A 19,531-nucleotide genomic window follows, 5' to 3' on the forward strand; every position below is an offset into this window, starting at 1 on the left:
TGTGGCGGAGTGTTGCTGTGGCGGAGTGCTGCTGTGGCGGAGTGCTGCTGTGGCGGAGTGCTGCTGTGGCGGAGTGCTGCTGTGGCGGGTTCCCCGGACGGGACGACCCGGGATCCCGGTCAGACCCAGGCGGTCAGGACGTCCCTGTTGCGGCGCTGGTCGTCGGCGCGCTGCGATTGGAAGTCGGTGATCGCGACGTCCGGCCCGTTGAGCACGTCCTGCTCGACGACGACCCAACCGTCGAAGCCGCTCGCGTCGACGGCCGTCATGACGGCGACGAGGTCGATGTCTCCCCGACCGAAGGCGACGAACGATCCGGACGACCACACCTCACGCATGCCGCCGCCCGCCGCGAGGACGCGTCGCAATTCGCCGAGGTCGACGTCCTTCAGGTGGAGGTGGTTGATGCGCTCGCCCCACCGTGTCACGGCCGCGAGCGGATCGCCGCCCGCGATGAACAGGTGTCCGGTGTCGAGCGTGAGCGAGACGTCGACGTTCTCGAGGAACCGGTCGATCTCCTCGGGCGACTCGACGAAGGTGCCGGCGTGGTGGTGGAACGTCGGCTCGAAGCCGGCGGCGCGCACACGCTCGGCGGCGCGCTCCGTGTTGCGGAGGAGTCGGCCCCACCCGCCGTCGTCGAGGGGGTCCAGGGCCGCGCCGCGACCGGGAGCGGAGCGCCGCACCGCGGACCCGTCGTCGGCGAGCGTCGGCAGCGGCAGCCGTGATGGGGATGCCTCCGAGGCATCCGAGAAGACGCGCAACGCGGCGTCGAGCGACGGCAGGGCCGCGGCGAACGCCTCGTCGTCGCTGAACGGCAACTGGACCCAGCCGCCCGCGAGTTCGAGGTCGAACCGCTCGAGTCGGCGACGCACCTCGGCGCCCTCACCGAGGTACCCGAGCGGGCCGAGGTCGACACCGCGGTAACCCGCGTCGGCGAGGATCTCGAGCATGGCGTCGGGAGCGACGGTCTCCGCGCCCTCCGGCGTCAATTCGAAGACGCCGAAGCTCACAGGCGCTCCCGCGACGGACGCCCTCATCGGGTCTCCTCCCCGCCGAGGAGCGGACGCTGCGCCGTGCGCTGCTGCTCGTACTCGGCGCGCGCCCGACGCGTCGACTCGAGCGTCGACTCCTCGGCGACGGGCACGTCCCACCAGCCCTCGCCGTCGGGTCCGTAGAGGAGCGGGTCGCTCTCGACGTGGATGACGGTCGACCGATCCGAGCGCTTCGCCTCGGCGACCGCCTCACCGAGCCGTGCGATCGCATCGGCACCGGGGGAGATCTCGACGACGTCGAGTCCGTAGCTGCGCGCGTTCATCGCGAGGTCGATCGGCAGTCGTTGCTCGCCCTGGAAGTTCCGCCGCTCGGGGTCGAGCGCGCGGTACTTCGTGCCGAAACGATCGGAGCCGACGGTCTCGGAGAGATGGCCGATGCTCGCGAAGCCGTGGTTCTGGATGAGGACGACGATGATCTTGATCCCTTCGGCCACGGCCGTCACGAGCTCCGAGTGCATCATGAGGTACGAGCCGTCGCCGATCATGACGATGACGTCGCGGTCGTCCCCCGCCGCGTCGAAGGCGCGCTTCGCGCCGAGTCCGCCCGGGATCTCGTACCCCATCGTCGAGTAGGCGTACTCGACGTGGTAGCCGAGCGGGTCGCGCACGCGCCAGAGCTTGTGGAGATCGCCCGGCAGGGAGCCCGCGGCTTGGACGACGACATCGGCAGGATCGGTCGCCGCCTGGACGGCGCCGATGATCTCCGCCTGACCGGGGAGATCGCGACCGGACGGCGCGAGCGCCTCGTCGACCGTCGAATCCCACTCCGCCTTCTCCTGGCGGATCCGCTCGGCGTAGCCGGTCGAGACCTGGAAGCGGTCGAGCTCGGCCGTCAGAGCGACGAGCGCCTCGCGTGCGTCCGCGATGACGGGCGATTGCGTGCCGTGCTTGTAAGCGTCGAAGGCGGCGACGTTGATGTTCACGAAGCGCACGCGCGGATTCTGGAAGGCCGTCCGCGACGCCGTCGTGAAGTCGCTGTAGCGCGTGCCGATGCCGATCACGACGTCGGCCTCCGCCGCGAGCCGGTTGCTCGCGGTCGATCCCGTCGCGCCGACCCCGCCGAGGTACTGCGGGTGGTCCCAGTCGAGGACGCCGCCGCCCGCCTGGGTCGTGCCGACGGGGACGCCCGTCTGCTCGACGAAGGCCCGCAACGCGTCCTCCGCGCTCGAGTAGAGCACTCCACCGCCAGCGACGATGAACGGACGCTCCGCCGACCGGATCGCGGCGACCGCACGCTCGAGCGCGCCGCGCTCCGGGAGCGGACGCCGGACGTGCCAGTCGCGATCGGCGAGGAACTCCTCCGGCACGTCGAGGGCCTCAGCCTGCACGTCCTCGGGGAGGGCGATCGTGACGGCTCCGGTCTCGGCGGGGTCGAGGAGCACCCGCATCGCGGAGAGGGCGATCGAGTAGAGCTGCTCGGGGCGCTGGACGCGATCGAAGAAGCGCGAGAGCGGCCGGAAGGCGTCATTGACGGTGAGACCGATGTCCCACGGCTGCTCAAGCTGCTGCAGCACGGGGTCGGCGACGCGCGTCGCGAACGTGTCGCTCGGCAGCAGGAGCGCCGGCAGCCGGTTGGTCGTCGCGAGCGCCGCTCCCGTGAGCATGTTCGTCGCGCCGGGTCCGACCGACGCCGCGGACGCGTACGTCGCCCGACGGCGTCGCATGCGCGCGAAGCCCACCGCCTGGTGCACCATCGCCTGCTCGTTGCGGGCCTGCAGATACGGCATCGCCCGCGACCCTTCGGCGTCGAGTTGCGCGAGCGCCTGCCCGATGCCCGCGACGTTGCCGTGCCCGAAGATGCCGAAGATGCCCGGGATCGTGCGCTCGCGGTGGTCGCCGTCGACCGTCCACTGGTGCGCCAGGAACTCCACGAGCGCCTGGCTGACCGTCATCCGTCTCGTCGCCATCAGTTACGTTCCTTCCGTCGGGTAGGGCAGCCGCGCGTCGACGCCCTGTGCGGCCCAGTCGTTCCTCACCCAGGCGTGCCGGGGGTCGTCGGTGATGCGCCACGCGCGTTCCGCGTCCGGGCCGGCCATGACGTTGAGGTAGTAGAGGTCGTAGCCGGGGGCGGCGACGGCGGGTCCGTGATACCCGAACGGTACGAGCGCGATGTCACCCGTTCGCACCATCGCGTTGATGTCGATGTCGCCGGCCGGTGAGGAGTAGGTGCTGAAGACGCCGAACGCCGCGTCGGCGTCCACATCTGTCGCGGCGTCCGCCGTCGGTGCCGACTCGAAGTAGTAGATCTCCTCCAGTCGGGACTCGGTCCCCTCGACGTGTTCGTCGTGCTTGTGGGGAGGGTACGACGACCAGTTGCCCGCGGGCGTGATGACCTCGCAGACGATGAAGCGGGCGGCGTCGAGGGCGTCGGGGGTGCCGAAGTTGTGCACCTGTCGGCTCGCCGCTCCCCCGCCCCGCAATTCCACGGGGGTCTCCTCGGCGCCGATGCGACGCGTCGGCAGCACGTCCGTCGTCGGCGACGAGGCGACCGCGACACGGACGGTCCCATCCCCCGTCGCCGCGATCTCGACGCCCGCGGTGGACGAGACGTAGAGCACGTCGCTCGGCCCGGAGAACACGGAGGCCCGTCCCGCGAGCGACACGATGTCTCGAGCGTCTCCGTCATCGACCGCGACGTCGACGGAGCCCGAGAGGGGAACGACGAGCCGCTCCTCGCCCGCCGCTGGCAGCGCGAGCCTCTCGCCCGGCGCGAGCTCGGCGATCCGGAGGCCCGTGTGCTGCCAGCCCGGGAGCGATGCGTCGACGACGCTCTCCCACCCGTCGCGAGCGAGCTCGCCTCGGCGCCGGAACCAGCGCGGTTCTGCAGTGTTCACACCGGTGTTCACAATCGATCCCTCGTTCCACGGCGAGCGCCGCTGCTCGGTTCCATCGTGCCCTGCCACCGCGTCAGGACGCCGACCCGGCGTGGACGAGTCCGGCCGCGATGTCGACGGCCGCGACGACGTCGCCGTCCGGCGGGTAGAGCAGCGTGCGTCCCACCGTCAGCCCGCGGACCCCGGGGAGCGCGAGCGCCTCCTGCCAGGACGCGAACGTGTCGTCCGGATCGGCTCCGGAGTCGCCCCCGAGCAGGAGCGTCGGGAGCGTCGTCGCCGCCATGACCCTCTCCATGTCGTCGACGACCGGGAGCTTCATCCACGTCGACGCGCTGCTCGCACCGAGTCCCGCCGCGATCGCGATCGAGAGCACGACCGCGTCCGTCGAGAGGTCGTTGACGACGCGACCGTCGTGCCACCGGCTCATGAAGGGCTCGAGCATGATGGGGAGCCCCGCTCGGGCCGCTTCGGTCACGACGCGTGCGGTGCTCTCGAGTGTCGCAGCGGTTCCGGCGTCGTCGAGGTTCACGCGGAGGAGCGTCTTGGCGAAGTCGACTCCCGACTCCACCATCGTCTCGACGTCGTAGCTCGTGAAGCGGTCGTCCATCTCGAACCGGGCGCCGCGCAGCCCGCCGCGGTTCATCGAGCCGACGACGATCTTGTCGTCGAGCAGCCCGAGGAGGGCGAGGTCGTCGATGATGTCGGGCGTTCCGAGCACGCCGTCGACGCCCGGGCGGCGGAGCGCGATCGCGAGTCGGCGCAAGAGGTCGTCCCGATTGGCCATCGCCGTGGGGTCCTGGCCGACGGCGAGCGCTCCCCGCGCCGGGTGATCGGCGGCGACGATGAAGAGCCGCCCGTCGCCGCGGACCACCTCGCGGCGCCGCCGACCGGCGAGGGCTGCGCGGATCGCGCCGGGCTCCTCGGCCCGGACGCGACGCACGCGTGCGAGTTCATCGACCCCGAGATCGCTCGTGATGGTCATGCCGTTCCCCCTCCCACCAGCAGCGCGTCGACCTCGTCGGAGGTCGGCATGGCCGTCGAGCATTCGCGGCGCGACGCGACGATCGCCCCCGCGACGTTCGCGAAGCGCAGGATGCGCTCGAGGTCCCACTCGGAGAGGAGGCCGTGGCACAGCGCGCCGCCGAACGCGTCTCCGGCGCCGAGGCCGTTCACGACCTCGACGGGGAACGGCGGCACCTCCACGCGCTCCGATCGCGTCTTGGCGAGCACGCCCTTCGGTCCCTGCTTCACGATCGCGAGCTCCACGCCCCGGTCGAGCAGCGCGTCGGCCGCGCGATCGGGATCGGTCTCCCCCACGGCGATCTCGCACTCCTCGCGATTGCCGACGGCGACGGTCGCGAACTCGAGGGCCGCACTCACCTGCGCGGTCGCCTCCGCAGGCGAGGCCCAGAACATCGGGCGGTAGTCGAGGTCGAAGACCGTGATGCGGCGACGCGCCCGGATCGCGAGCGCGGCCTCGTGCGTGGACCTCGTCGGCTCGGCGCTCAAGCCCGTCGCTGTGAACCAGAACACGCGCGCGTCGCGGATGGCGTCTGCGTCGAGGTCCGCGGCCTCGATGTTGAGGTCGGGGGCTTTGGGCTCGCGATAGAAGTAGAGCGGGAAGTCGTCGGGCGGGAAGATCTCGCAGAACGTGATGGGCGTCTTGAGCACGGGGTCGGCGGGCACGAGGCGCGCGTCGACGCCGAGTCGCTCGAGCTCGCGCGTCAGGTACCGGCCGAACGGGTCGTCCCCGACGCGCGAGATCAGTCCGGAGCGGCGGCCGTGTCGAGCGGCGGCGACCGCGACGTTCGCCGCGCTCCCGCCGAGGTACTTCCCGAACGTCGAGACGTCTTCGAGACCGACCCCGTCCTGGAGCGGGTAGAGGTCGACGCCCAGTCGGCCGACGGCGAGGACGTCCAGTCCTGTGATGTTCTCGGTCATACGTCGCTGTACAACTTCCTCGTGGCGCGTTCGGCACGGGATCCCGCGCCATGTCCTGACAATATCACAAGCGCCGCCGAGCGACGAGGACGTGACAACGGCTCGCCCAAGTCATATTGTCGTCACATTGCGCACTCGCGCTCGGAGGGAGAGACCGTGTCCGACGATCGCACCTACTGGCCGGACGAACTCTTCGCCGATCTCGACCGCACCGGCCCCGTCCCCCTCTACTTCCAGGTGTCGAGTCGGCTCGAGGCCGCCATCCACTCGGGCGCCATCCCGCCCGGCGCACGCCTCGAGAACGAGATCTCGATCGCCGGCCGACTCGGCCTCTCGCGACCCACCGTCCGTCGCGCCATCCAGGAGCTCGTCGACCGCGGACTCCTCGTCCGTCGGCGTGGGATCGGAACCCAGGTCGTTCAGGGTCGGGTGACGCGTCCCGTCGAGCTCAGCAGTCTCTTCGAGGATCTGCAGAGCACGGGCCACGAGCCGGGGACCGTCATCCTCGCCCATGAGGTCGTCCGCGCCGACGAGTCGCTCGCGAGCCACCTCGGAGTCGCCGTGGGTGACGACGTCGTCCGGCTGCGGCGTCAGCGCACGACCGACGGCGTCCCCGTCGCGGTGCTCGAGAACTTCCTCCCGGCGGAGTTCGCCGACATCACGCGGGAGCAGCTCGAGAGCACGGGCCTCTACCAGGTGTTGCGCGCTCGCGGCGTCGCCATCCGCATCGCGAAGCAGAAGATCGGCGCCCGCCGCGTGCAGGGCGACGAGAGCGAACTCCTCGGCATCGACCGCGGCCACCCGGTGCTCACGGTCGAGCGCGTGGCCTTCGACAACTCCGGTCGGGTCATCGAGTTCGGGCACCACTGCTACCGCCCGGACATGTACAGCTTCGAAACGACTCTCGTCGCGAAATGACGACGGCGGCGCGCACCGGACATCGGTGAGACGACGGCTCCTCGTCAAGGGCCTCGCACGAGGCCATCGCAGGTGATCGAATAGTCGACGACGATCGAGGGATGGTTCTGTGAACGAAGAGATGTCGGATGACGTCCAGCTGGAGACCGGTCCGAGCGACGGGATCGAGGCGGAAGCCGAGATCGACGCACCGGAGATCACGTACGACGAACAGCTCTACCCCGCAAGACCCCGGCGACTCCGCCCGCGCACGAACCTGCGCGGCGGCAGCCTGCGGCGGTCCTTCTCCGACCCGCGGGCGGCGAACGGCCAGAACCCCGCGTACGTCGAGTGGCTCGTTCGCCACTCGATGCTGAAGGACGCCGACGTGCTGAGTCGCCAGCTCTCCGGGCAGCCGAGCATGTGGCGCCACCCCTACGCCCGACCCGACGCGCGTCGCGCCGTGTCGATCGCCGACGTGTGGTTCACGGCGTACCCGATCTCCGTCATCACGCGAGAGCACGAGACCTACATCGGAGCCCTCGCGGATCCGGCGCTGTGGAACGCTTTCCAGGAGATCGGCATCAACGGCGTGCACACGGGTCCCGTCAAGCGGGCCGGCGGCATCTCCGGCTGGTCGGAGACCCCGAGCGTCGACGGTCACTTCGACCGCATCAGCACCCAGATCGACCCCGTCTTCGGAAACGAGGAGACGTTCCTGCGGATGGCGGACGTCGCCGAGGAGCACGGCGGCAGCATCATCGACGACATCGTCCCCGGCCACACCGGTAAGGGTGCGGACTTCCGTCTCGCGGAGATGGCGTTCAAGGACTACCCCGGCATCTACCACATGGTCGAGATCCCTCCGGAGGAGTGGGACCTGCTGCCGACGGTTCCGCCGAACCGCGACTCGGTCAATCTCGATCCCGCGACCGAGGCGGCTCTCTCTGAGCGCGGCTACATCATCGGTGAGCTGCAGCGGGTCATCTTCTACTCCCCCGGCGTGAAGGAGACGAACTGGAGCGTCACGGCTCCCGTCGTCGGCGTCGACGGCGTCACCCGGCGCTGGGTGTACCTCCACTACTTCAAGGAGGGCCAGCCGTCGGTCAACTGGCTCGACCCGACCTTCGCGGGCATGCGCCTCGTCATCGGCGACGCGCTCCACTCGCTCGGGGACCTCGGTGCGAGCGCGCTGCGGCTCGACGCGAACGGCTTCCTCGGCGTCGAGAAGAGCGCTGAGGGTCTGCCGGCGTGGTCCGAGGGCCACCCGCTCTCGCAAGCGGCGAACCACATCATCGCCGGCATGGTGCGGAAGGTCGGCGGCTTCACGTTCCAGGAGTTGAACCTCACGGTCGACGACATCCGGGACACGGGTGCCGTCGGCGCCGACCTGTCGTACGACTTCATCAACCGGCCCGCCTACCAGCACGCGCTCGCGACGGGAGACACCGAGTTCCTGCGGCTCACGCTGCGCACGTCGCTCGAGTTCGGCGTCGAGCCCGTGAGCCTCGTCCACGGCATGCAGAACCACGACGAGCTCACCTACGAGCTCGTGCACTGGTCGACCCTCCACCGCGACGACGTCCTGACGTACCGCGGCGTGGAGACCACGGGGATCGCGATCGCGGACTCGATCCGTGCGGAGCTCACGTACGTGCTCACGGAGAACGCGGACTACAACCTCGTGTTCACGCAGAACGGCATCGCGTGCACGACGACGTCGCTCATCGCGGCCTCCCGCGGGCACCAGACGCTCGACTCGATCCGCGAGAGCGACATCCCGGACATCCGCGAGGCGCACCTCGTCCTCGCCGCGTTCAACGCGTGGCAGCCGGGCGTGTTCGCCCTCTCCGGGTGGGACCTCACCGGGGCGCTCACGATCCCGAAGGAGCAGGTCGCCGACCTGATCGCGGACGGCGACACCCGCTGGATCGAGCGCGGGGCGCACGACCTCGTCGGGTCAGCTCCCGAGGCCACGCGGTCCGCCTCGGGCATGCCGCGGGCGCGTTCGCTCTACGGCACGCTGCCCGACCAGCTCGAGCAGCCCGACTCGTTCGCGAGCCTGTTGCGCGACATGCTCACCATCCGGGCCGAGAACGGCATCGCGACAGCTCGTCAGGTCGACATCCCCAACGTCGCCCAGCGGAGCATGCTCGTGATGGTGCACGAGATCGACGTCGAGGGCGAGGACGAACCGCTCACCCAGGTCACGGTGCTCAATTTCTCGGCCGAGCCGATCGACGGCGCGGTCCTGTCGGAGGCACTCCCGCCGAGAGCGATCGTCACGGACGTCGCGTCGGGCGAGACGATCGCGAAGGTGGACGACCTCCACAGCTTCCCGATCCACCTGGAGCCGTACGGTCGCGCGTTCCTCATGCTCGAGCCCGGCCCGCCCGAGCCGCCGACGGCGACGACCGCCATCCCGATCATCACGTCGGCGATGCCCATCATCCAGCCGTAGACCCGTGCTCACGCGCGCTTCCCCGGATCGAGCAGAGCCTGACGACTCACGCCGGGCCCCAGTGGGCCGGCTTTCACGGCCGACGAGCGACCGTGGCGAGTGGTCGTAGCGCCCACTTCGTTCGATCGCCACCCCGAGCGGCACCGCATGCGTCCGGCAGAGAGTGGAGGCATGGACGGTGAGATGCGGCGGAGGGGACACGCGACGGAGCACGACGGCGGGTCGGACGGGGTGCTCGTGGTCGGTCAGGCCGCGCGGGACCTCGTCCTGCGGACGGAGCGGTTCCCGGAACGGAACGACCATGCATCCGTGACCGAGCGGATGGAGACGCTCGGCGGCAAGGGGGCCAACCAGGCGGTCGGGTTGCGACAACTCGGTGCGTCGGTCCGCCTGCTCGCGGTCCTCGGCCGTGATGCTGCGGGCGAGGAAGCCGCGCGGACTGCGGCGAGCGACGGCATCGACGTGCGCTGGATCGTGAGGCGAGCTGAGACCGCGCTCCTCGTGGACGTCGTCGACGGCGACGCCGACCGGGCGCTCCTCGAGCACGTCCCCGATGACTCCCTCCTCACCGAAGAAGACGTCCGGTCGGCGGCGGAGTCCGGGGCCTTCGACGGTTGCGACACCGTCGTCCTGCAGCTGCAGCAACCCGAGGCGACCGTGCTCGCGGCGGCTCGACTCGGTCGGGCTCGCGGGCTTCGGGTCGTGATCGACGGTGCGGCCGAGGGGAGAACTCGCGATGAGCTACTCGGGATCGTCGACGTCGTGCGAGCCGATGCGACCGAAGCGCGCACCCTCACAGGCGCAACGCTCTCCTCTCCCGCCGAGACCCGGGTCGCCGCCGAATCGATCCTGGCGACAGGCGCCTCCGTCGTCGCCCTCACCGTCGAGGGTCAGGGGGATCTCGTCGCCTGGTCCGGCGACAGCGCCTTCTTCGCTTTCGGCGATGCGGCCGTCGTCGACCCCACCGGCGCCGGCGACGCGTTCGTCGCAGGGCTCGTCACCGGCCTCCGCCGCGGCCTGAGCCCGCGGGACGCCGGGGACCTCGCGCACCGCTCGGCCGCCGCGACGGTTGCTCGGCTCGGTGGTCGCCCCGATCTGGCCCGCCTCGCTCCACACCGATGAGCTCGCTCCACACCGATGAGGACGAGCAGCCGCAGACCGGCAAGGGGTTGCCGGCCGCGAAGACGTCTCGTTGACTCGAGGCATGAGTAGCGTTGCGATCTTCGCGCCGTCACCCACGTTGACGGTCACGATCGAAGAACACGAGTCCGGGGACGAGATCCACATCCACGCGGGCGGGCAGGGCGTCTGGCAGGCGCGGATGCTCCGGACCCTCGGCATCGAGGTGACGCTGTGCTGCGCGATCACGGGCGAGAGCGGCACGGTACTCCGGCGCATCCTCGAGGACGAGGGCATCGCCGTGGCCGCGGTCGAGCGACCGGGCCGCGGTGCCGGATACGTGCACGACCGACGCGAGGGACACCGCGAGGTCGTCGCGGAGGAGGACGGCGACGCGCTCTCCCGCCACGACCTCGACGAGCTCTACAGCCTCACTCTCCGCGAGGGGCTCACGACCGGTCTCGTGATCCTCAGCGGGCCGGACGCCGACTCGGTGCTCGACGCCGACACGTATCGTCGACTCGCGGCCGACCTCCGCGCCGGCGGAGCCCGCGTCGTCGTCGACCTCGCGGGCGATCGACTGCGATCGGCTCTCGAGGGCGGTGTCGACGTGCTCAAGCTCAGCGACGAGGAACTCACGGCCGACGGGTTCACGGACGACGACGTCTCGTCGATCCAGGCCGCCATGCGTCGCCTCCGCGATGACGGAGCCGACACGGTCATCGTGACGCGGGCTCCCGAACCGTCCCTGCTCCTCGACGGCGACGGCTTCCTCGAGGTCTCGCCGCCGTCGCTCGAGATCGTCGACACCCGTGGCGCCGGTGATTCGCTCACCGCCGGCGTCGTCGCGGCCATGACCCGGGGCGAGCAGCCGCGCGAGGCCGTCACACTCGGTGCGGCGGCCGGGGCTTTGAACGTCACTCGGCACGGCCTCGGCACGGGAGACGGGGAAGCGATCCTCCGGCTCCGAGAGTCCGTCGCCGTCCGCGAACTGTCCGATGAGGACCGCCAGGACGACTCAGACGACATCACGGAGGAGGACGAGCGATGACGAGCATCCTCGTGACGAACGACGACGGCATCGACGCTCCCGGCATCCACGTCCTCGCCCGAGAGGCGCGCGACGCGGGCCACGACGTGACGGTCGCGGCCCCGGCCCTCCAGTCGAGCGGCTCGAGCGCCTCCATCATGGCCGCCGAGGACGACGGCGGCATCGCGGTCGAACGCCGCACCCTCGACGGACTCGAGGACGTCCCCGCGTTCGCCGTCTCCGGAGGACCGGGACTCATCGCCCTCATCGCGGCGCGCGGAGCGTTCGGGGCTCCGGCGGACGTCGTGCTCTCGGGGATCAATCACGGAGCGAACGTCGGTCGGGCCATCCTCCACTCGGGCACGGTGGGAGCCGCGCTCACCGCGGGGCTCAATGGCGCACGGGCGGCCGCCGTCTCCCTCGACGTGGGCCTCCACCCCGAGGAGTTCCATTGGGAGACCGCGGCGACGGCCGCCCTCGCGCACATCGAACTCCTGCTCGCCCATCCGAGCGGCACCGTGATCAACCTCAACGTTCCGAACGCTCCGACGAATCGCGGCGTGATCGAGGCGTCACTGGCCCCGTTCGGCATCGTCCAGACCACGCTCGGGGAGAGCGACGAGCACCACGTGCGCCTCGCGGTCGAGGATCTGCCGAACAGTCCGGACCCGGGCACGGACGCCGCGTCCCTCGCGGAGGGCTGGGTGACGATCACGCGCCTCGACCCGGTCTCCCAGCTGCCTCTCGAGGTCGCGCTGGGCTGACGTCCCGCGCCGGGAGCCGCGCTCGAGGCTAGCGCCGCCGCAGTTGCGCGAGCAGTTCGTCGTCGGTCGACCCGGTGTACTCGACGATGCGACCGTTCGCCACGCGATAGATGCCGAACTCCGCGACGTTCGCGTGCCGACGCGTCCCGGGGACCCCGCGGAACTCGCCCGTGTGCGTCCCGCTCCCCCGCAGGTGCGCCGCGATGCGGTCGTCCTCGACGACGAGCTGGATGCGGCGCCAGCGCCAATCCGGGAACGCCTCGAAGAGCGTCGCGAGATCGGCCGTCCACGCCGCCACGCCGCCCGGCAGGTGCGCGCGCTTCACGCGCTCGTCGACGAACTCACGGATGGCGGCGAGGTCATGCCGGTTGAGCGCATCGAGGTAGTCCCCGAACCACCCGTGCAACTCCCACGACTCCACCCGTCCATTATCCCGGGGCGGAGGTCGTGCGGCGCCGTCGTCAGTCCGTCGGCGGCCGCCGCAACCGCTTGGTGTTCGTCCGCTGCTGCTTCGCCTTCAGCCGGCGTTCCTTCGCCCCGCGGGTCGGCTTCGTCGCCCGCCGCGTCGCTGCGGGCGGTCGCGCCGCCTCTGCCACGACGGCCGCGAGCCGCGCCCGTGCCGCCTCGCGGTTCCGGACTTGCGCCCGATGCTCGGACGCCGCGATCGTGAGGACGCCGTCCACGAGACGCCCGCTCAGCCGGTCGAGGACCCGCTCGCGCTGCGCCGGCGACAGTGCCGTCGTGTTCGCCGCGTCCCACAGCAGCTCGACGCGCGAATCCGTCGTGTTGACCCCCTGCCCGCCAGGACCCGAGGACCGCGAGAACCGCCACGACAGCTCGGCGTCGGGGATCGTGATCCCCGACGTGACGCGCAGGCCGGGGCGGTGCGGAGCGGCCATGCCTCCATCATCCCCTGTGATGCACGAGGGCCGGAGGCGGAGTCGTCACGTCGGTGAGGGTGCCGCGAAGGTGAGCCAGGATGCGGGATTGTCGTGCAGGATGCCGGACGCCACTTCCACGCCGAGTCGCTCTTCGAGTTGCGGCACGATCCGGCGGGCGACGTAGCCGAGCCCGGGGATCCCTCCGTACGAGAGGTACCGACTCGCCCTCGCCACATCGCCGCCGAGGATGACCGCCCGTCTCCCCGCCTCGGTGCCGACCACACGAGTGAGGCAATCGAGCAGCATCGAATCCGGCCAGTCCCGATGCCGGGCCCAGCCGTCATAGCCGAGTCGGGCGCCACGAGCCGCGAGATCGGCGTGGACGAGCGGATCCGGATTTCGATCCACGTGTGCCAGGGCCACGCGAGACGGCGCGATGCCCTCCGCCTCCAGCAGATCGAGCAGCTCGTGCGCCGCCGAGCCGTGTTCGAGGTGCACCATGAGGGGCGCGCCGGTGATCCGTGCCGCGGTGGCGGCGGCCGTGAGGACCCGGCGGGAGAACGCCGGGATGTTCCAGTACTCGATGCCGGCCTTGACGACGCCGGCTCGCACGCCCGGTGCCTCCGCGAAGCCGTCGGCGATGTCCGCGATGAATCGCTCGGCGAGGCGGTCCTCGTCGAGCGTCAGCAGGCTGTCGTCGGCGCCGTAGTGCGCGGCGCGGTGCGCACCGGTGACGTGCACGACGTGCAGGCCGGTCGACCGACTGATCCGTGCGACCGCATCGGGTCGTCGGCCCAGCCCGGTGGGCGTCGCCTCGACCATGGCGCCCGTGCCGGCCGCGACGAGGTCGACAGCCTCCGCCCGCGAGAGCTCCTCATCGGCGAGCTCCTCCCCGGGAAGCAGCGGTGACACCTGGAAGAGGTGCTCGTGGTAGTTCACCCGGCCGAGGACCTCGGGGAGGACGTCACCGAGAACGGTGCGGACGAAGGGCTCGGTCATGTCTCCGACACGCTCTCGAACCAGGGTTCCAGCCGCCGGTAGGCGTCGAGGAATTGCTCGTAGCGAATGCGGTACCCGTCTCGTTGCTCAGCATCCGGAGCGATGGCGGCGTCCCGTCGTCCCCACCGCTCGGCGACGCTGAAGTCGTCGAACATGCCGATGCCGACGCCTCCCACCACGGCGGCGCCGACGGAGGTCGCCTCATCACGCATGGTGCGGGCGGACACGGTGACGTCCCACACGTCGGCGAAGATCTGAAGCAGCGCCGCAGACTTGGACGCCCCGCCGATCGTGTCGACGGATCCCACCTCCACCCCGGCCTCGCGGAACGCGGTGAGTCCGGTGAGCAGGTTGAACGCGACGCCCTCGAGCACCGCGCGCACCATGTTGCCCCGGCCGTGATGCATCAGCAGCCCCACGAAGGCCGCCCGGGCCCGTGGATTCCAGTACGGCGAGCGCTCACCGAGCAGGTGGGGGAGGAAGAACAGGCCGTCCATGGCGGCCGGCCTGCCTGCCTGCTCGAGCAGCTCGGCGAAGCGGTCGGGACCGGTCGGCGAGAGGACGTCGACGATCCACTGCAGCGAGGCACCACCGGCCTGCATGGTCGCCGTCGGCACGAACATCCCCGGGATGACGTGGTTGAACGTCATCGACCGCATGAGCGGGTCGTGTACGGGACGCTCGTCCGCGATCGACACCCACGACGACGAGCCGAGGTACGCGTACGCACCCGAGGATCGATCGATGATGCCCGCGCCGAGGGCCGCCATGGGGCCGTCGCCGCCGCCGATGACGACGGGGGTCCCGACCGGCAGGCCCGTCGCCACTGCGGCGTCGGCTGTCACGAGGCCGGCGATGGTGGTGCTCGGCTGGATCTCGGGCAGGAGTCCGAGCGGAAGGTCCGCCGCATCCAGCACCTCGGCAGACCAGGTTCCCGTCGCCTGGTCGTACGCGTTCGTTCCGGAGGCGTCGGACGGATCCGTCACCTGCACACCGGTGAGCCGCGCGACGATGTAGTCCTTCGGCAGCAGGACGCGCGTGGTGCGGGCGAAGACGTCGGGCTCGTTGTCGCGGAGCCACGCGATCTTCGACAGCGTGTAGGTCGCGTTGATGCGGTGGCCGGTGATGCGGTACGCGTCCTCGAGGCCGATCCTCTCGAGGATGCTGGCGCTCTGCGCGACCGACCGCGTGTCCGCCCAGATCATCGCGGGCCGGAGCGCTCGCGAGTCCGGTCCGACGGCGACCGCTCCCATCATCTGGCCCGAGAAGGAGACGCCCTCGATCGTCGCGCCGCGTTCCGCCGCGACGGCCGCCAGCCGTCGACTGGCGCGACAGACGGCGTCCCACCAGTCCTCGGGGTTCTGTTCCGCCTTGCCCCCGGGTCCGAAGCCGACCGGGTACGGCTCGGTGACCGCATCGACCAGCTGGCCGTCCGCGTCCACGAGGGTTGCCTTGTTCCCGGTCGTGCCGAGATCGTGTGCGAGTATCACGAGTCCTCCGCCTTTCCCGTCACCGAAGCGACGAGCCGCCGTCCATGAGCAGTTCGGCACCGACGAAGTACGCCGCCTCGTCACTGAGGAGGAAGCGGACGGCGCCGGCGACCTCTTCGGTCGTGGCGAATCGGCCGATGACCGTGTCAGCGCGCCACGTGTCGTGCATGTGCTGCTTCAAGTGGTTGAGGGGTGTGTCCACGTATCCGGGCGACAACGTGTTGACGCGCACGCCGCGGGGTCCCCATTCCACCGCGAGCGAGCGGGTCAAGGCGGACACAGCCGCCTTCGAGGAGTTGTAAGCGCTCTGCTTCTGAGGGAAGTTGACGATGGCGTTGCCGCTCATGGAGGCGATGTTGACGATCGCGCCACCTCCGCGATTCAGCAGTTCACGCCCGAAGGCCTGATTGGTGAGGAACACACCACGGATGTTGACGCCGTACACGCGGTCGAACTGCTCGATCGGCATGTCCTCGGCGGCAACGTCGTCCTCGACGATGCCAGCGCTCGTCACGAGATCGACGGGGCGCTCGTCGTCGCGATAGATCTCGGAGACCACCGAGCCGATCGATTCCGCCGACGACAGGTCGACCTCGAAGGTCGTCACCGATGCGGGCAGCCGTTCGAGCCCGCGCATGTCCAGTCCGATGACGTCGGCGCCCTCGGCGAGCAGTCGGTCGACGATCGCCGATCCGATGCCCCCGGCAGCCCCCGTGACGGCGACGCGGCGCCCGTGCAGAGTGAGTTCCATAATGTGCTTCCTTGCCTATTTGGTTAGCCAAACTACATCCGTGCCCAGCCTAAAGGCCGTCGGCTCCTCTATCCTGCACCTCACGGCAACTTTCGTGTAGTGTCACTACCAACTGATCGAGGAGGACCGGATGGAACAGGACATCGATGTTCCCCAGTTGCTGAGGGTGCACACGAGCGGTCAGCTCGACGGCGGCACCCGTGTCTACACCAAGCGTCTCGGAGAGATGGCCGGCGTGTATCGGGACGAGTCGGCCTACACGTCCGCACTGGACGAACGCGGCCCCGACGAGCTCGTGTACGAGGTGCACGAACACAAGTACCGTACCGGCCCCGGCGCGCTCATCGTGGGCACCAGCCGCCTGCTCCCCGGCCGATACGGCGATGAGTTCGCCGTCACCCGCGGGCACCTGCACGCGGTCGCGGACCGTGCCGAGCTCTATTACTGCCTCTCCGGACACGGCGTGATGCTGCTCGAGACCGTCGACGGGCAGTCGACGAGCGTCGAGCTGCGAGCCGGGGACGCCGTCGACGTGCCGGGTCAATGGATCCACCGCAGCGTCAACATCGGCGACGAACCCTTCGTGACGCTGTTCTGCTACGCCTCGGACGCCGGTCAGAACTACCAGATCATCGAGGACGCCGGCGGCATGACGACGCTCGTCGTCGACGACGGCGACGGGGGCTGGACGAACCGACCCAACCCCGACCACACCGGCTACCGAGCGGTGGCGCGATGAGCGACGTCCTCGCGGAACTCGGATCGCTCCGCATCGTCCCCGTCGTCGAGATCGAGCGCGTCGAAGACGCCGTCCCGCTCGCCGACGCTCTCGCGGCCGGCGGCCTCCCCGCCGTCGAGATCACCCTGCGCACGGCGTCGGCGCTCGACGCGGTCCGTGCGATCGCCGACGCTCGGCCGGAATTCCTGCTCGGTGCGGGCACCATCATCACGGCGTCCGATGCGCAGCGTGCGGCCGAGGCCGGAGCGCGCTTCCTGGTCTCCCCCGGGCTCACCCCGACCCTGGCCGCCGCTGTGCGGCAGCTGGACCTGCCGTTCATCCCCGGCGCGGTGACCGCCGGTGAGGCGATGGCGGCCGTCGAGGAGGGCTGGGATCTCGTCAAGTTCTTCCCGGCCGAGACCTCCGGGGGCATCGCCGCCATCACGGCTCTCGCGGGGCCGTTCGCGACCCGGGGCGTCCGATTCATGCCCACCGGCGGCATCCGCCCCGCGAACCTCGACCGATACCTCGCGAGCCCCGTCGTCGCCGCTGTCGGAGGCACGTGGATCGCGACGGCGCAGCACCTTCGCGACGGGGACTACGCCGGCATCACCGAACGAGCATCGGCGGCCGTCTCGGCCGCGCAGCAGAGCGGAGTTCTCGCATCATGACCGGAACCTCCCCGAAGACGCTCACCGCGGAGACGCTCGAGCCGGCCGCCGTCCGCACCTTCTACTTCGTCGGCGTCACGACGGCGTCCTCGTCGATCCGCTCGGTGTTCCCGCGCTGGGCGGTCGAGCTCGACCTCGGGGAGGTGGAGCTCGTCGGCGTCGACCTGCCCGTCCACGCGCCCGCCGAGCAGTACCGACGCGTCGTGCAGTTCCTCGCCGACGACGCACTGAGCCTCGGCGCTCTCGTGACGACGCACAAGATGGATCTGTATGCGGCCGCGGCGGATCTCTTCGACGAGATCGACCCGCTGGCGCGGCTCATGACCGAGATCAGTTCCATCTCGAAGCGCGACGGGAAATTGCGCGCCGATGCGAAGGACCCCTACTCGTCAGGGCTCGCACTCGACACCTTCATCCCGCCCACCGCGTGGGGCGACGCACCGCGCGACCTGTTCATCATGGGCGCCGGAGGCTCGGCTATCGCCATGGACTGGCACCTCATCCGCCCCGAGCGCACGGCCGGGCGCCCCGCGTCCGTGATCGTGTCGAACCGCAGCCCGGAGCGTCTGGAGATCCTGCGCCGCGTGCACGAGGCCACCGCTCCCGACGTCCCCCTCCGGACCGAATCGATCGCGACGGCACAGGAGAACGACGCGCTCCTGGCCACGCTCTCGCCGGGCGCCGTCGTGGTCAACGCCACGGGGCTCGGCAAGGACGCCCCCGGGTCGCCGCTCTCCGACGACGCCGTGTTCCCCGAGAACGCCTATGCGTGGGATCTCAACTACCGAGGCGACCTGGTGTTCCTCGACCAGGCGCGTGCGCAAGCGCCCACTCGCGGTCTCACCGTCGTCGACGGCTGGGACTACTTCATCCACGGGTGGACGCAGGTCATCGCGGAAGTCTTCGCGACCGACATCCCCACCTCGGGGCCACGGTTCGACACCCTGTCCCAGCTCGCTCGCGACACGCGATGACGCGCCGCATCCTGGTCACACCCCGATCGGTGACCGCGGCCGGTCTCGAATCGGTCATCGAGCTGCAGCCCTTACGCGACGCCGGGTTCGAGCTCGTCTCCGGACCCGCCGGGACGACTCCCACCGCCGCCGACCTCGCGGACGTGCCGCACGACATCGTCGGTTGGCTGGCCGGGGTCGAGCGCATCGGCCCCGCCGAGATGGACCTGCTCCCCGCACTGCGCGTCATCAGTCGCAACGGCGCTGGCGCTGACGCCATCGACGCCGCGGCCGCCGCCGCCCGGGGCATCGAGGTCCTCACCGCTCGCGGTGCCAACGCTCGTGGCGTCGCAGAGCTGGCCCTCTCCCACATGCTCGCCGGTGTGCGCGGAACGGTGCCATCGCACGACGCGCTGCGGCGCGGTGAGTGGTTCAGGACGCCCGGTCGGGAGTTCCCCGACCTCACCGTTGGTGTCGTCGGGTACGGAGCGATCGGACGACTCAGCGCCGCCTTCGCGCGCGGCCTCGACGCCCGTGTCCTCGTCTCGGACCCGTTCGCGGTCTCCGACCGACCCGATGTCGAGAGTGTCGAACTCGGCGACCTGTTCGCACGCGCCGACGTCGTGACGCTCCACGCACCGCCGCCCGCGGACGGCACCCCACTGCTCGACCGCCGCCGGATCGCGCTGCTGCCGCCTCGAGCGGTCGTGGTGAACACGGCACGCTGGTCCTTGGTCGACCCGACCGCGATGCTCGATGCCCTGGAATCGGGGGCCGTCTCCTGTTACGCCGTCGACGCCTTCGCCGAGGAGCCACCGGCGCCGCACCCGCTCCTCGAGCATCCGAACGTGATCCTGAGCGCACACCTCGGCGGCTACACCGATGCGAGCGTCCGTCGCGCCGTCGAGGGTGCGGTCGCGGGATTGCTCAGTACGCTGGGCTCGAGGTAGATCGCCTCGCCGAGAGGAGC

The 19,531-nt window shown here is 70.4% G+C and carries 19 protein-coding genes; 9 read left to right on the forward strand and 10 right to left on the reverse strand.

Going from position 1 to position 19,531, the window contains the following annotated elements; translation table 11 throughout:
• Positions 1 to 119: 119 nt before the first annotated feature.
• The 5 genes from ELQ90_RS10560 to iolC all read right to left on the reverse strand — a co-directional run bounded on the left by ELQ90_RS10560 (position 120) and on the right by iolC (position 5,827).
• Positions 120 to 1,037, reverse strand: coding sequence for a sugar phosphate isomerase/epimerase family protein (locus ELQ90_RS10560; protein WP_128495256.1), 918 nt, complete (start codon positions 1,035 to 1,037; stop codon positions 120 to 122).
• A complete protein-coding gene (iolD, locus tag ELQ90_RS10565; protein WP_208020636.1) occupies positions 1,034 to 2,959 on the reverse strand; it encodes a 3D-(3,5/4)-trihydroxycyclohexane-1,2-dione acylhydrolase (decyclizing) in 1,926 nt (641 codons plus the stop codon). Before iolD ends, ELQ90_RS10560 begins: the two co-directional genes overlap by 4 nt.
• Before the next feature lie 3 nt (positions 2,960 to 2,962).
• Positions 2,963 to 3,886 carry a 5-deoxy-glucuronate isomerase gene (gene iolB / locus ELQ90_RS10570; protein ID WP_128495258.1) on the reverse strand — a complete coding sequence of 308 codons (924 nt, stop codon included), beginning with the start codon at positions 3,884 to 3,886 and terminating at the stop codon, positions 2,963 to 2,965.
• A gap of 73 nt (positions 3,887 to 3,959) precedes the next feature.
• A complete protein-coding gene (locus ELQ90_RS10575; RefSeq protein WP_128495259.1) occupies positions 3,960 to 4,868 on the reverse strand; it encodes a class I fructose-bisphosphate aldolase in 909 nt (302 codons plus the stop codon).
• On the reverse strand, positions 4,865 to 5,827 hold the full coding sequence (gene iolC / locus ELQ90_RS10580) for a 5-dehydro-2-deoxygluconokinase (protein ID WP_128495260.1): 963 nt from the start codon (positions 5,825 to 5,827) through the stop codon (positions 4,865 to 4,867). Before iolC ends, ELQ90_RS10575 begins: the two co-directional genes overlap by 4 nt.
• Before the next feature lie 156 nt (positions 5,828 to 5,983).
• Here iolC and ELQ90_RS10585 point away from each other — a divergent pair, with 156 nt between their 5' ends.
• The 5 genes from ELQ90_RS10585 to surE all read left to right on the forward strand — a co-directional run bounded on the left by ELQ90_RS10585 (position 5,984) and on the right by surE (position 12,098).
• Entirely contained in the window at positions 5,984 to 6,745 is a 762-nt protein-coding gene (locus tag ELQ90_RS10585; protein ID WP_128495261.1) for a GntR family transcriptional regulator, read from the forward strand.
• 121 nt (positions 6,746 to 6,866) lie between these two features.
• Positions 6,867 to 9,185, forward strand: a complete 2,319-nt coding sequence (gene treS, locus ELQ90_RS10590; RefSeq protein ID WP_128495262.1) for a maltose alpha-D-glucosyltransferase — start codon at positions 6,867 to 6,869, stop codon at positions 9,183 to 9,185.
• A 171-nt stretch (positions 9,186 to 9,356) separates the two neighbouring features.
• On the forward strand, positions 9,357 to 10,307 hold the full coding sequence (locus tag ELQ90_RS10595; RefSeq protein WP_243696134.1) for a PfkB family carbohydrate kinase: 951 nt from the start codon (positions 9,357 to 9,359) through the stop codon (positions 10,305 to 10,307).
• Positions 10,308 to 10,389: 82 nt separating this feature from the next.
• Positions 10,390 to 11,355: a 1-phosphofructokinase family hexose kinase gene (locus tag ELQ90_RS10600; RefSeq protein ID WP_128495263.1), complete on the forward strand. Its 966-nt coding sequence runs from the start codon at positions 10,390 to 10,392 to the stop codon at positions 11,353 to 11,355.
• Positions 11,352 to 12,098, forward strand: coding sequence for a 5'/3'-nucleotidase SurE (gene surE / locus ELQ90_RS10605; RefSeq protein ID WP_128495264.1), 747 nt, complete (start codon positions 11,352 to 11,354; stop codon positions 12,096 to 12,098). The genes ELQ90_RS10600 and surE overlap by 4 nt, the downstream gene beginning before the upstream one ends.
• A gap of 28 nt (positions 12,099 to 12,126) precedes the next feature.
• On the opposite strand, the gene ELQ90_RS10610 is transcribed toward surE, so the two are convergent.
• The 5 genes from ELQ90_RS10610 to ELQ90_RS10630 are packed head-to-tail and all read right to left on the reverse strand — an operon-like array spanning position 12,127 to position 16,219.
• Positions 12,127 to 12,519 (reverse strand): ester cyclase, encoded by a 393-nt coding sequence (locus tag ELQ90_RS10610; protein WP_128495265.1) that lies wholly within the window; start codon positions 12,517 to 12,519, stop codon positions 12,127 to 12,129.
• Between the two features lie 40 nt (positions 12,520 to 12,559).
• The gene (arfB, locus tag ELQ90_RS10615; RefSeq protein ID WP_128495266.1) at positions 12,560 to 12,997 is read right to left on the reverse strand and encodes an alternative ribosome rescue aminoacyl-tRNA hydrolase ArfB; all 438 of its coding nucleotides are present in this window, start codon (positions 12,995 to 12,997) and stop codon (positions 12,560 to 12,562) included.
• Between the two features lie 45 nt (positions 12,998 to 13,042).
• Complete coding sequence (locus ELQ90_RS10620) at positions 13,043 to 13,978, reverse strand: phosphotriesterase family protein (protein WP_128495267.1); 936 nt, start codon at positions 13,976 to 13,978, stop codon at positions 13,043 to 13,045.
• Positions 13,975 to 15,468, reverse strand: coding sequence for a xylulokinase (gene xylB, locus ELQ90_RS10625; RefSeq protein ID WP_128495268.1), 1,494 nt, complete (start codon positions 15,466 to 15,468; stop codon positions 13,975 to 13,977). The genes ELQ90_RS10620 and xylB overlap by 4 nt, the downstream gene beginning before the upstream one ends.
• A gap of 19 nt (positions 15,469 to 15,487) precedes the next feature.
• Complete coding sequence (locus ELQ90_RS10630) at positions 15,488 to 16,219, reverse strand: SDR family NAD(P)-dependent oxidoreductase (RefSeq protein WP_128495269.1); 732 nt, start codon at positions 16,217 to 16,219, stop codon at positions 15,488 to 15,490.
• A gap of 130 nt (positions 16,220 to 16,349) precedes the next feature.
• On the opposite strand from ELQ90_RS10630, the gene ELQ90_RS10635 reads away from it, so the two are divergent.
• The 4 genes from ELQ90_RS10635 to ELQ90_RS10650 are packed head-to-tail and all read left to right on the forward strand — an operon-like array spanning position 16,350 to position 19,511.
• Complete coding sequence (locus ELQ90_RS10635; RefSeq protein WP_128495270.1) at positions 16,350 to 16,958, forward strand: glucose-6-phosphate isomerase family protein; 609 nt, start codon at positions 16,350 to 16,352, stop codon at positions 16,956 to 16,958.
• Entirely contained in the window at positions 16,955 to 17,608 is a 654-nt protein-coding gene (gene eda, locus ELQ90_RS10640) for a bifunctional 4-hydroxy-2-oxoglutarate aldolase/2-dehydro-3-deoxy-phosphogluconate aldolase (RefSeq protein WP_128495271.1), read from the forward strand. The genes ELQ90_RS10635 and eda overlap by 4 nt, the downstream gene beginning before the upstream one ends.
• On the forward strand, positions 17,605 to 18,582 hold the full coding sequence (locus ELQ90_RS10645) for a shikimate dehydrogenase family protein (protein ID WP_128495272.1): 978 nt from the start codon (positions 17,605 to 17,607) through the stop codon (positions 18,580 to 18,582). The genes eda and ELQ90_RS10645 overlap by 4 nt, the downstream gene beginning before the upstream one ends.
• On the forward strand, positions 18,579 to 19,511 hold the full coding sequence (locus ELQ90_RS10650; protein ID WP_128495273.1) for an NAD(P)-dependent oxidoreductase: 933 nt from the start codon (positions 18,579 to 18,581) through the stop codon (positions 19,509 to 19,511). Before ELQ90_RS10645 ends, ELQ90_RS10650 begins: the two co-directional genes overlap by 4 nt.
• Positions 19,512 to 19,531: the final 20 nt, after the last annotated feature.

The organism is Labedella phragmitis (assembly GCF_004078635.1).
In the GTDB taxonomy this organism is placed as follows: Bacteria; Actinomycetota; Actinomycetes; order Actinomycetales; family Microbacteriaceae; genus Labedella; species Labedella phragmitis.

Coding starts and splice junctions, on each gene's coding strand:
- iolD (WP_208020636.1), bottom strand. CDS start 2,959: ATGGCGACGAGACGGATGACGGTCAGCCAGGCGCTCGTGGAGTTCCTG.
- iolC (WP_128495260.1), bottom strand. CDS start 5,827: ATGACCGAGAACATCACAGGACTGGACGTCCTCGCCGTCGGCCGACTG.
- surE (WP_128495264.1), top strand. CDS start 11,352: ATGACGAGCATCCTCGTGACGAACGACGACGGCATCGACGCTCCCGGC.
- ELQ90_RS10635 (WP_128495270.1), top strand. CDS start 16,350: ATGGAACAGGACATCGATGTTCCCCAGTTGCTGAGGGTGCACACGAGC.
- ELQ90_RS10620 (WP_128495267.1), bottom strand. CDS start 13,978: ATGACCGAGCCCTTCGTCCGCACCGTTCTCGGTGACGTCCTCCCCGAG.
- ELQ90_RS10595 (WP_243696134.1), top strand. CDS start 9,357: ATGGACGGTGAGATGCGGCGGAGGGGACACGCGACGGAGCACGACGGC.
- ELQ90_RS10645 (WP_128495272.1), top strand. CDS start 17,605: ATGACCGGAACCTCCCCGAAGACGCTCACCGCGGAGACGCTCGAGCCG.
- ELQ90_RS10600 (WP_128495263.1), top strand. CDS start 10,390: ATGAGTAGCGTTGCGATCTTCGCGCCGTCACCCACGTTGACGGTCACG.
- treS (WP_128495262.1), top strand. CDS start 6,867: ATGTCGGATGACGTCCAGCTGGAGACCGGTCCGAGCGACGGGATCGAG.
- ELQ90_RS10650 (WP_128495273.1), top strand. CDS start 18,579: ATGACGCGCCGCATCCTGGTCACACCCCGATCGGTGACCGCGGCCGGT.
- ELQ90_RS10630 (WP_128495269.1), bottom strand. CDS start 16,219: ATGGAACTCACTCTGCACGGGCGCCGCGTCGCCGTCACGGGGGCTGCC.
- ELQ90_RS10575 (WP_128495259.1), bottom strand. CDS start 4,868: ATGACCATCACGAGCGATCTCGGGGTCGATGAACTCGCACGCGTGCGT.
- ELQ90_RS10560 (WP_128495256.1), bottom strand. CDS start 1,037: ATGAGGGCGTCCGTCGCGGGAGCGCCTGTGAGCTTCGGCGTCTTCGAA.
- arfB (WP_128495266.1), bottom strand. CDS start 12,997: ATGGCCGCTCCGCACCGCCCCGGCCTGCGCGTCACGTCGGGGATCACG.
- eda (WP_128495271.1), top strand. CDS start 16,955: ATGAGCGACGTCCTCGCGGAACTCGGATCGCTCCGCATCGTCCCCGTC.